The 11,122-nt window shown below is 36.8% G+C and carries 9 protein-coding genes; 5 read left to right on the top strand and 4 right to left on the bottom strand.

From position 1 onward, the window contains the following. Positions 1 to 316 precede the first annotated feature (316 nt). The gene (locus QZ019_RS07415; RefSeq protein WP_295483765.1) at positions 317 to 928 is read left to right on the top strand and encodes a hypothetical protein; all 612 of its coding nucleotides are present in this window, start codon (positions 317 to 319) and stop codon (positions 926 to 928) included. A gap of 146 nt (positions 929 to 1,074) precedes the next feature. Here QZ019_RS07415 and QZ019_RS07410 read toward each other — a convergent pair whose 3' ends face one another. Next, the gene (locus QZ019_RS07410) at positions 1,075 to 1,950 is read right to left on the bottom strand and encodes a LysR family transcriptional regulator (RefSeq protein WP_295483762.1); all 876 of its coding nucleotides are present in this window, start codon (positions 1,948 to 1,950) and stop codon (positions 1,075 to 1,077) included. Positions 1,951 to 1,979: 29 nt separating this feature from the next. After that, entirely contained in the window at positions 1,980 to 3,143 is a 1,164-nt protein-coding gene (locus QZ019_RS07405) for an MFS transporter (RefSeq protein ID WP_295483760.1), read from the bottom strand. 313 nt (positions 3,144 to 3,456) lie between these two features. Between QZ019_RS07405 and rluB the strand changes: the two genes are divergently transcribed. Together rluB and QZ019_RS07395 are read left to right on the top strand one after the other, a co-directional pair. Beyond that, positions 3,457 to 4,479 (top strand): 23S rRNA pseudouridine(2605) synthase RluB, encoded by a 1,023-nt coding sequence (rluB, locus tag QZ019_RS07400; protein ID WP_295483757.1) that lies wholly within the window; start codon positions 3,457 to 3,459, stop codon positions 4,477 to 4,479. Positions 4,480 to 4,644: 165 nt separating this feature from the next. Next, positions 4,645 to 6,264, top strand: a complete 1,620-nt coding sequence (locus tag QZ019_RS07395) for a TerC family protein (RefSeq protein WP_294566420.1) — start codon at positions 4,645 to 4,647, stop codon at positions 6,262 to 6,264. 60 nt (positions 6,265 to 6,324) lie between these two features. Here QZ019_RS07395 and QZ019_RS07390 read toward each other — a convergent pair whose 3' ends face one another. Further along, positions 6,325 to 6,948 (bottom strand): histidine phosphatase family protein, encoded by a 624-nt coding sequence (locus QZ019_RS07390; protein WP_295483753.1) that lies wholly within the window; start codon positions 6,946 to 6,948, stop codon positions 6,325 to 6,327. Positions 6,949 to 6,958: 10 nt separating this feature from the next. After that, positions 6,959 to 8,779, bottom strand: coding sequence for a sigma-54-dependent transcriptional regulator (locus tag QZ019_RS07385; RefSeq protein ID WP_249082523.1), 1,821 nt, complete (start codon positions 8,777 to 8,779; stop codon positions 6,959 to 6,961). A gap of 231 nt (positions 8,780 to 9,010) precedes the next feature. On the opposite strand from QZ019_RS07385, the gene QZ019_RS07380 reads away from it, so the two are divergent. Together QZ019_RS07380 and QZ019_RS07375 are read left to right on the top strand one after the other, a co-directional pair. Next, the gene (locus QZ019_RS07380) at positions 9,011 to 10,033 is read left to right on the top strand and encodes an alcohol dehydrogenase catalytic domain-containing protein (protein WP_249082520.1); all 1,023 of its coding nucleotides are present in this window, start codon (positions 9,011 to 9,013) and stop codon (positions 10,031 to 10,033) included. 17 nt (positions 10,034 to 10,050) lie between these two features. Then, positions 10,051 to 11,049, top strand: a complete 999-nt coding sequence (locus QZ019_RS07375) for a TRAP transporter substrate-binding protein (protein ID WP_289512145.1) — start codon at positions 10,051 to 10,053, stop codon at positions 11,047 to 11,049. The last annotated feature ends 73 nt before the right edge of the window (positions 11,050 to 11,122 follow it).

Here is an 11,122-nt window from a genome sequence, read left to right as displayed (position 1 = left end):
TGTACAATTTTTTATTTATTTTTACCTAATGTTTTATATATGTCTGATGAAGCTAATTTTATGTAAAATTTTTTTTTGAAAAGCCTCATATATACGGACATTTGGTCAAGAAATGTTTTTATAACGAAAAAAATAACGTATAAAATTTGTTCCCTTAAATATATGGGGTACGGCTACAAGCCCATGTTGCATGAAATTTTTAAAGCTGAAATTATCAAGCTTTAATTCGTGATATCAGGATGCAACAAAACTCAAAACTTCTAATTTTGAGTAAAGTTTTCACGGAGAAAGAAGAAAATTAATAGCGGAAAAAGTCATGAGTAAAGACAGTCTTGTTATTTTAAAAGCTGTTGGATGTTTTATAGGAGCATCTTTAACTTGTTTTATTACTTTTGGAGTGGCTTTTGCAGATACTATTTTGTTTCCTGAAGATAAGTTTTCAGAGCAAGGCCTTGTGGAAAACACGCAAACTTTTCTTCTTTTGGCCTCTGCAGCAATTTATTGTTTTATAGGAAGACAGGCTCCCAATAAATTTTATATATTGATAAGCGGTTTCCTTGTCTGTCTTATGATTAGAGAGCTTGATGCCTTTTTTGACACTTATTTATTTCATGGCAGCTGGGTTTATTTTGCTTTAGTCGCTACGGCTTTGTTCGTTTACTCAAGTCTGCGTTCAGGATATAAAAAGGTTATTGATGATATTAGCTCCAGCTTGGAAAAGTATTCATTTTACTGGCTGTTTGCCGGCGTTACGGTAGTTTTGATTTTTTCGCGTATGTTCGGAATGAAAGTATTCTGGGAGAATGCTTTAGGTCCTAATTTTCATGTGGATATGAAGAGACTGGTTGAAGAAACCGCTGAATTATGGGGATATTTCATAATTATGGCTTCAGCTTTGGTTTGTCTTATTGAGTACAAGAGAAAATAAGGCAAAAATTTTCTCTATCTTTTTTTAAATCGTAGGTTCCTCATTGGTTGTTATTAAGGCTTATCAATGAGGATTTTTTTATTTATGCTTTTGTTTTTTAAGTTTGTCTTTGCCCTAATTTAAGATAGAGGAAATTTTTTAACAAATCAGATTGAATAGGCTTTACAGATCTTTTCTTTTAAAAAATTAAAATGTTTAAGTTCAGACAATCCGTCTTTCCATACTAATGATAAAGTTGCGTCAGGAAAATTAAGGTTATCATCATTAAGGGCAATGATACTTTTTGTGAATTCGTAATCAAGATCGGTTAAAAGTTCCGGAACAATGGCAAAACCGACGTTATGAGACACTAATGATAGGGCATAGTAATAATTATCGACTTCCCAAGCATTAGGAGATACGGTAATTCCTTTGGCATCGCGACTTAGATTTGAGCAGATAACGATTTGGCGATGTTTGGCTAACAGATCGCGTGTTATTTCTTTTTGTGCGGCAAGCGGATGGTTTTTCCCTACAATTATGCGGTTGGGGACTTGGCGTAAATGCGAGAAATTAAACGGCAGTGTTTCGTTATGATTAAAGTAAAGAGCCACGTCCAGATCGTATTCAAGCATTAGTTCTTTTACTTCAAAAGATGAAATCGGTGACAAGCGCAGAGCTAGATGCGGAAAAGCTTCTGCATATTGACGTAAAACATGGAAAAGCTCCGCATCATATATAGAAAAATCAATACCGAAATGAAGACTTGGCTGGGTTGTATCATGAAGCGCCATAGCCCTTTCGTAAAAGATTTCTCCGTCTTCAACCAACTTCTTTACATGCTTTAATAGAAGGGAGCCGCGTTCTGTAAGTTCAATTTTATGTCCGCGTTTAAACAGCTGATAATTAAGATCGTCTTCTAAATCACGGATATATCCTGAAATTACCGATTGAGCTTTGCCCATATGCCGCGCAGTTTGGGAAAAAGATCCTAATTTGGCGGCTAAAACGAAGGCTTGAAGCTGGTTGAAGTTAAAGTCCATTTTTTCTCCTTTTAAGTGAGGAGTATTTTCTAAGCTATAGCAAATAGTCTTCTTTTATAAATAATAATGAATGACAATGCTAATGACATCAAGCCTAATGCGCCGAATGCTCCGTTTAAGGTTATGAGTTCAGACATGAAGCCGATTAAAGCAGGGCCTAAAATCAAAGCTCCGTACCCGCAAGTTGAAATTGATGATACAGCAGCTATGACCGGCATGCTCTGTTGCTTTCCAGCAAGCGAAATGCAGATAGGCATAATATTGGCTAGAGCAAAACCCAAAACCATAAAGCAGGCGTAGATAATAATTAAATTTTGCGCAAAGTATACGGCTATAAGTGCGGTAGCGCAGAGACTTACTCCGCCCAACACGACTTTGTAGTTTTTAAATTTACCGATTAAATAAGCTCCTGAAAAACGACCTGCTGCCATAGCGATAATTAAGACAATGTAGGCAGAGCTAGCAAATCCGATACTGATATCGGTTTTTTGCAATAAGAAAAGACCTGACCAATCAAGCATTCCGCCTTCAACCATATAAATAAGGCTTGAAATAAATGCAAAGAAAATTACGGCACCTTTGGGCAGTACGAACAGTTTCTCTTTGTGCTTTTTATCAGGGTTAAAGATCGCTACGCTGCCTATGCTGCGTAAGGCATTTAATGTTATTCCGGTTAAAATTACGGACGGAATAGCTATTGCTGCAAAAATACTGAATTTTAAGAAAATTAAAGCGCAGATAATGGCAAGAGCTATGATTTCTCCTAATGAATAACATCCGTGCATTGACGGCAGCAATATCCTTTTTGTCGTTTTCTCAAGATGTGTTCCGTAAATATTTCCACCGACTTCAACGCATCCTAGCGTTAAACCGAAAATAAATACTGTCGGGGCAAGCAGATGAATCGGGGGCATTGCAGCAAGCAGCAACAAAGATCCCGTAAGCGCAGCCGCTGAAAGTGACAGCGCATTCTGGATGCCGGCAAAACTTATAAAAAACGAAATAAGAAGCATTCCTATGATTGAGCCGGTGCCCATCAGAAGAATGATGCGTGAGAGCTCTAAATGAGTTAAAGAAAGCTCTTCTTTAATATAAGGCACTAAAGGTGCCCATGACGCAATTGCAAATCCTGCAAGTGCAAAAGCGGCGCGTGCCGCAAATACTGTTCCTGCAGGACGATTAGCGCAGAACATAACTAACCTCCTGTTGATGTTTCCGTATATATATTATCAATCAAAATTTAATTATAAAAAAGTTAGTTTCCATCAGAATTCTGATGGATGAAACTGTAAAAGATTTAATGTTTTTTGGCTGTTTTTTCAGTGAGGTAAAATGTCTGCTGCGATGATTTCTTTCATAGAAAAAAGTCAGTATGTTAAAATATCTTATTAAGCTTTAATGCTGATTTAATTTACGATTGTGTGAAGAATTCAATTGTGTTTCTGCACGGTCGTAACGTTGTAGATTCCTCCTAAAATGCGGAGGATTTTTTTTTGAAGGTGTAATGTGAGCGAAAAACTGCAAAAAGTCTTGGCAAGACAAGGCCTCGGATCACGTCGTGAATTAGACGCATTGATTGCAGCCGGAAGAGTTGAGGTTAACGGAAAAGTCGCAGAGGTCGGCGATCGTGTAGAAGGACCTTTGACTGTAAAAATTGACGGAAAAGTTGTGTTGACCCCGTTATCTGAAAAGCCTAAATGCCGTGTGCTTATGTACTATAAGCCAGAAGGCGAAGTCACTACTTACAAAGATCCTGAAGATCGTCCTACGGTTTTTGATCATTTACCCCGTCCTGACGGAGGTCGCTGGATTTATGTGGGGCGTCTTGATTTAAATACGTCAGGTTTACTGCTGTTTACTACGGATGGTGAGCTTGCAAATGCTTTGATGCATCCTTCAAAGGAAATTGAGCGTGTTTATGCTGCACGTATTTACGGTGAGGTGACCGATGAGCAAATTGCCGCGTTAAAACAAGGCGTGATGCTTGAAGACGGAAAAGCTTCTTTTGATAAAGTTGTTTTTGCCGGAGGAGAGGGACGTAATCAGTGGTATCACGTTTCTTTAAAAGAAGGACGTAATCGCGAGGTGCGTCGTTTATGGGAAGCTGTGGGCTTACAAGTCAGTCGTCTTATCCGTATTCGTTATGCCGGAGTGGATCTTGATAATAAATTAAGAGCAGGAAAATATCGTGAGCTTACTCTAAGCGAGATTAATAATTTAAGAGCGGCAGCCGGTCTTAAAGCTCTTGAAAGCAGCGAGATTGCCCGTACTTCTTTAGCTTCAATGAGCAATGATAAAAAGCATGCCCTTGAAAAATTTGCCAAACATAAAGCCAATATTAAAGCCGCAGGTCGTAAAGCTTTAAATGCATCACATAATCCTTTCAGAAAAGGAAGAGCTGATGACAAAGATCGAAATCCGTACGGCTCCCGTTCCGGAAAGTCTGTCTATGGAGACGCCAAGCGTTCATCTTACGGAAGAGAGGATAACGGCAGGTTTGCAAAACGCTTTAGTAAAAACGACCGTTAATATTCTTAGGAATGCGCATATCTTGCAATATGCGCATAATAGTGTATATTTTTATTACTGCCATAAGGCATAAGTCGATAAAGTATTAAAAAAAGTGTCACCTGACAGTTGTTTCTCTTTTATAAATTTATTTTCCTCTCTTTTAACCGTTAAAGAAGTAAAGCTATGGATCCTGTAGTCGCTCATCATGTCATGTTTGACATGGCGTGGGTAAATGATCCGACTGCATGGTTGGGTCTTTTAACTCTGGTTGTTATCGAAATCGTTTTAGGTATTGATAACTTAGTATTTATCGCTATTCTGTCGGCAAAATTGCCAAAGCATCAGCAGGCGAAAGCTCGTTATGCCGGTTTGGGCGGTGCTTTAGTCATTCGTCTCATTTTGTTGACATGCATTTCGTATATCGTGTCTATGACTAAACCGCTTTTCAATTTAGGCGATTTTGCAGTGTCAGGACGTGATATCGTAATGATGATAGGCGGTATTTTCCTTTTATATAAAGCAACGCATGAGCTTCATTCAAAGCTTGAAGGTTTTGACGAAGAACTGTCTGCAAGTAAAGCGGCCGGTCACGCTTTCGGTTTGGTTGTACTTCAGATCATGGTATTAGACGCGGTATTCTCGCTTGATGCCATTATTACAGCCGTAGGTATGATTGACCATGTCTTTATCATGATGTTTGCCGTAGTTATAGCTATGGGTATCATGACATTGGCAAGTAAGGCTATAACCGAATTCGTAAGCCATCATCCGACTTTGGTTATTCTCTGTTTAGGCTTCCTCTTGCTTATCGGTTTCAGTCTTATCATGGAAGCTTTGCATTTCCATGTTCCTAAGGGATACCTCTATGCCGCAATCGGTTTCTCGATCCTCATTGAAATCTTTAATCAGGTAGCTCGTAAAAATACTTTAAATTTGGGTTCAGGCGTTAACTCAATGCAAAGCCGAGAAATCGCCGCTAACTTAGTGCTGAGGCTTCTTGGTTCTAATCAGAATCAGGTTCAAACCTTAAAAGAAGCTATCGTTTCAAAAACAGGATCTTCTGTTTTTAACACCCAGGAAAAAGAGATGGTGTCACGCGTATTGCAGTTATCTTCACTGCCGGTAAAAGCCGTAATGACCGCGCGTCCCGATCTTGAAATGGTAGATCTTGATGATGATTATGAATCATTGAAAAAAGAGGCTTTGTCTTTAACTCATTCTCGTTTGGTCGCCTATAAAGACGGACAAAAAGATCAGCCTTTAGGCTATATCAGAAGAATTGACATTCTGACTCAGGGCTTGTCCCTTGGGAAGAATCAGCTGCCTCTTTCTCAGAAGGTTCGTCAGCCGCTTTATTTGCCTGAGACTGTAAATATTTTAAAGGCTCTTGAAGAGTTTAGAAAAGCAAAGAAAAACATCGCCTTTATTTTTGATGAGTTCGGTAATTTTGAAGGTGTCGCGTCACTTCACGACATTATGGAAGAAATCGCAGGTGAACTTCCTGATCAAACCGAAATACCTGAAATCGTCAGAATTCGTCCCGGCGTTTTCAGAATCGAGGGTGATGCCATATTGACTGACATAACCCGTGTTACCGGATTTACCGTGCCTGCAAACGATCAATATCATACTATGGCCGGATTTATTCTTGATTATTTACAAAGAATGCCGGAGCTTGGTGAAAAGATCGCTCTTGCTAAATGGTCAATTGAGGTTATTAAGGTTGACGGTAATTCAATTGAAGCCGTACGCCTTACTAACTTGGCGCAAGCTGCAAAAGCCGGTGAAGTAAAAAAAGCTTAAGCTAAAAATGATGTTTATGGAAAGGGGTGGCAAATTAAATGTCACCCTTTTTGCTTTTGCTTACTGTAATTTTTCTCCTGCAAGGATATCTACGGCATCCTGAAGCAGCTTCCATTTCCCGTCCTTAAATTCAAATACGGTTACGGCACAGTTTTTCTGTTCTTTGTGATGCCAAAAGTCTGCAGCACTTTGATGGTTTACAATGGTAATTAAGCCTTTTATAAAAGCACCATGAGATACTATTAATATTTTTTGAGAGTTATGTTCTTCTTTTGATATTTTTGTTAAAAACTTATTTCCTCTTTTTAGTAGGTCGTATACTGATTCTCCACCTTTTGCCGGGATATAGTTTTCAGGAGATCTGAAATATGTGTGCAAGGCATTTTCAGGGTCATTGTTTATCATATCCATAGTTTTGCCTTCATTGATCCCGAAAGTAATTTCTTTTAAAAGATCTTCAGGGATGATTTCACACGTTTTATCAGATAAAACTAAATTTGCAGTTTCTTTTGCTCTAATTAGTGGGCTGCAATAACATTTGTTAAAGTGAATATCTTTAAGTTTGAAACTTGCCTTTATTGCATCTTCTTTTCCTTTCTCATTTAAAGGAATGTCTGCTTGTCCTTGCATTTTTTGCTGAATATTCCATTCTGTGGTTCCATGGCGCATAACATATAGAATCATATTTTTCCCTTTATTCAAGTCCAATTTCTTTCATTTTTCGCCATAAAGTGTTGCGGCTGATTTTTAGCCGAGAGGCTACTTTAGTTTTATGAAAGTTTTCTTCTCTCAGAATATTTAGAATAATTTTGTTTTCTATTTCTTCCAATGACCCTTGTAAAAAGTTTTCAATATTTTCTGGACGTTTTTCATACAGGCTGTTCCATTTTGACATTTCCTGTTTCAGGATCTCTTCTGTTACATAATCTCCTTGAAGCATTGCAGCAACATGTCGAATAATTCCACGAAGTTCGTGTAAATTACCATGCCAAGGCTGATTTAAAATATAATCCTTTGCTTCTGCAGTAAATCCGCTACAGTTTTTTCCATAAAGATTGCAAAATTGTCCTAGGGATAAAGTTGCTAAAAACATTAAATCGCTTTTTCTTTCGCGTAGGGGCGGAATTGTTATTACTAAGGATCCTAAGGATGTTAAAAGAAATCTAGTTAATGCAACAATATCTTCTTTTGTTATGTCAACTAGTTGATCAAAAAGACAAATTAGTCTTGAATGTTTGCAGAAGCCGCTAGACTTTATATATTCAAGAAATAGTTTTGCGATTGAAAAATCAACATGTTGCAGATTTTTAACTACCAAAGTTAAAGATAAAGACGTTAGAAATGAATCTTTTTTTTCAAATAAGATTTTTAAGACCTCTGGAGTAAAGTTTAAAGCGTCCATACCGTAAAAACCGCCTTTACCGAACGAACTTAACTTATAGATCATATTTGCCATAGGCTGACGACCGGTAAAAGGTTCTCCTGAGATTAATATTGGCGCAGTTGTCTGGGCAAATGTTTTTCCATCCGAAATGGCTTGAGACATTTTGTTATCAGCTGAATTAAATGATTCGAATTCAAACGGATAGGTGATTTTTGATAAATCTTTTATTAAGGATTTTACGCTATTATTAAGTGTGTTTAGTTTTGTCCAAATAACAATGATTACTTTGTTGTTCCTGAAAAAATCTGGTTTAAAAGTTAAAAGCCATGACGAGTTGTTTTTTTCGAAATGGATATTATCCTGAATTTGATTATTGAGAAATTTTTTGGAAAAAGAAATTGATATTTCTTGCATTAGATTTAATGATATTTTGGTTAAATTTTCTCCTGAAGCTTGGGAATGAATGCATTCTCCGTTTTCGGAAATAATAAAGAATGACGTATTAAGATTTTTTAGTATATTTCTTTGAATGAGGGCCATATCTTCAGTTATAGCACTCATCTTCTTTAATGTAAGAATTTGTTTAAAACAACTCCGTACGCTGTCTTCTCCTGAAGATATCATAATATTATTGATACCTTCATTCGTTGCGAATCTTACGGACGTTGCATCTCCAATCACTAATTCCATCCCTTCATTTTTTAATTTATGCATTAGTTCTATATTTTCTTGAGCAGTTTCTGTTACATAAATTTCTAATGGACGATCCAACAGACGATATAAATATTTCGCGGCATTTGTTACTTCACTAAAACCAACAAGACACATTTTTTTACTTTGCGTGTTTTTAGCAAGGGCTATAGTGTTTATTAAATCGTTTGTAGATATTCCTATATCGAAAGTAGGAATTTTAACGGCACTGCCTATCATTCTTGCTGTGCCGCCGCGAGAGATGATAGCGTCAATTTCATGGGTTGTGTACTGTAAAGCAATGTCTACGCCTTTTTGGAGTTCTCCCGTCTCATAAATGACTTCAATATCAGGAAATTCTTCTGATACATTTTTTATTGTGGTTTCAAGCCCTGGAAAAGGAGAAATGGCAAGTATTTTTATTATGTTCGTCGTAGTCATTTGCGTTTCTCGTTTTACTTAACAATTGTTTGAATATTTAACCTTAATTTAATTATACAGTATAAAAATCAAACGATTTTAAATTTAACAATGTCCTAAAATTGCACGATTTACTATAAAATTTATATATTTTTAAAATTTATGTCACAAAAATAAACGTTAAGATTTTAAAAAGGTAATACATGCTACATAATCAAACAAAACTAAACCTTTAACTAAGGAGTTATTTTTATGAAAGCAGCTTTTGTTACAGATTTGAAAAAGGTAGAAATCAGAGAAATCGAAAAACCACAAATAACCCCAGATCAAGTTTTGATTAAGACTTATACGGCAGGGGTTTGCGGGTCTGATTTGCATTTGTTTTTAGGCAGTCACCCTTTTCGTAAAGCTCCTGCAATTTTAGGCCATGAAATCGCTGGAGAAATTGTAGAAGTTGGCAGTAATGTTACCAATTTGAAAGTTGGGGATAGAGTTACAGTTGAACCTCAATTAGGTTGCGGAAAATGTCATTTCTGTTATGAAGGCAATGAGAATTTGTGTTTGCAAAAAAGTGTTCCGGGAACTCCTAAATGGGTAGGTACTTTTGTTGAGTACTTCCCTGCACCAGCATGTAAAACTTATAAATTAGCAGATAACGTTTCGTATGAAGTTGGTACTTTAATTGAGCCTTTAGCTGTTGCTGTTCATGCTTTACATCGTATTGATACTGGAACGGCTGGTAAGAATTTGTTGATTTTAGGTGCAGGCACTGTCGGTTTGTTAGCTCTTGCCGTTGCAAAGGCACAAGGATACACAAATATTATTTGCACTGACACTGCTGAATATAACCGTGAAATGGCATTAAAATTTGGTGCTCATTATGCCTTAGATCCGTTAAAGGAAGATGTTGTAGCTCGCGTAAAGGAAATAACTGGAGGAGTTGGTGTTGATGCAAGTTTAGTTTGTGCGGGTGCTCCTAATATTATTGATCAAGCGTCATCTTGTACAAAGAAACAGGGATTAGTTGGTTTGGTAGCGATGATCACTAAGAATATTCCTGTTTATACCTATGGCTTTGTATTTAATGAGCAAAAACTTATTGGAAGCATGACTTATGCTCATAAATATTTTGCCGAAGCTGTAGAGCTGGTTAACAATGGTCTTGATTTAAAAGATTATGTAACGCAAGTCTTCCCTCTTGATAAAGCTCAAGATGCTTTAGCATGCTTGGCTGAAAAGAAAGAACACGTTATTAAAGTTTTAGTTAAACCTTAATTTTTAGGAGAGCTACTATGAAAAAATTAGCATTAATAGGTTTATCTGCCTTATTTGCCGCAATGGCTGTTTCTTTATCCGGATGTGGAGAAAAGGAAGAAGAGACAATTACGCTAAAACTTGGACATATTCAATCTGAACAAGATTTATGGCATGTAGGTTCGCTTAAATTTAAGGAAGAAGTTGAGAAACTTTCAAATGGAAAAATAAAAATAGAGATTTTCCCTAATTCTACTTTAGGTGGAGATAGAGATCTTGCCGAAGGTATGAAAATGGGAACTGTTGACTTTGCTCTAATTGCTGGAGTTTTAGGTAATTTTGATAAGTCAATTTCAATTTTGGAATTACCGTATCTTTTTAGAACTCATGATGAGTATACAAAAATCGTTGATGGAGCGATAGGTCAAGAAATTTCTCAAAATGTTCTTAAAAGTTCTGGAATTAGAATCTTAAATTGGTGGGATCGTGGTCCAAGACATACGACCGCAAATAAACCGATTAATACACCGGAAGATTTAATCGGTTTGAAGATTCGTGTTCCTGAAATCCCTGCAATGGTTGATACATGGAAGGCAATGGGAGCAACTCCTACTCCGATGGCTTGGTCTGAGGTTTATACCGGACTTCAGCAACATACTATTGATGCTCAGGAGAATCCTATTCCGTTTATTTATGGTGGACGAATTCAAGAGGTTCAAACTCATATAAGTTTGACAGCCCATAAATATGAGTATGTAACTTTAGCAATGTCTGACAAGAAATTCCAAGGACTGTCTAAAGAACAGCAAGATATCATTGTTAAAGCTGCTAAAACTGCAACAGATTATGAAAATAATTTAGTTGTTACAGAAACGGAAAAACTGCTCAATGAAATGGTTGAAAAGAACGGATTAATTGTTGTTAAACCGAATATTGAACCGTTTGCAGAATTGGCAGTTAAAGCTCATATGCCTTATGCACAATCTATAGGTATGGAAGATCTTCTGAATCGTATTAATAAAGAGCTTGGAAGATAAACATCTCTTGTCTTTGTTGAGGGTGACTAAAAAGTCACCTTCTTTTTTACCTGAAAAAAGCTCTTAATTTTTA

Origin of the sequence: uncultured Succinatimonas sp. (genome assembly GCF_905203285.1) — a bacterium.
In the GTDB taxonomy this organism is placed as follows: Bacteria; Pseudomonadota; Gammaproteobacteria; order Enterobacterales; family Succinivibrionaceae; genus Succinatimonas.
The sequence above is the reverse complement of the archived record's forward strand: the minus strand, read 5'-3'. Positions and strand labels throughout refer to the sequence as shown.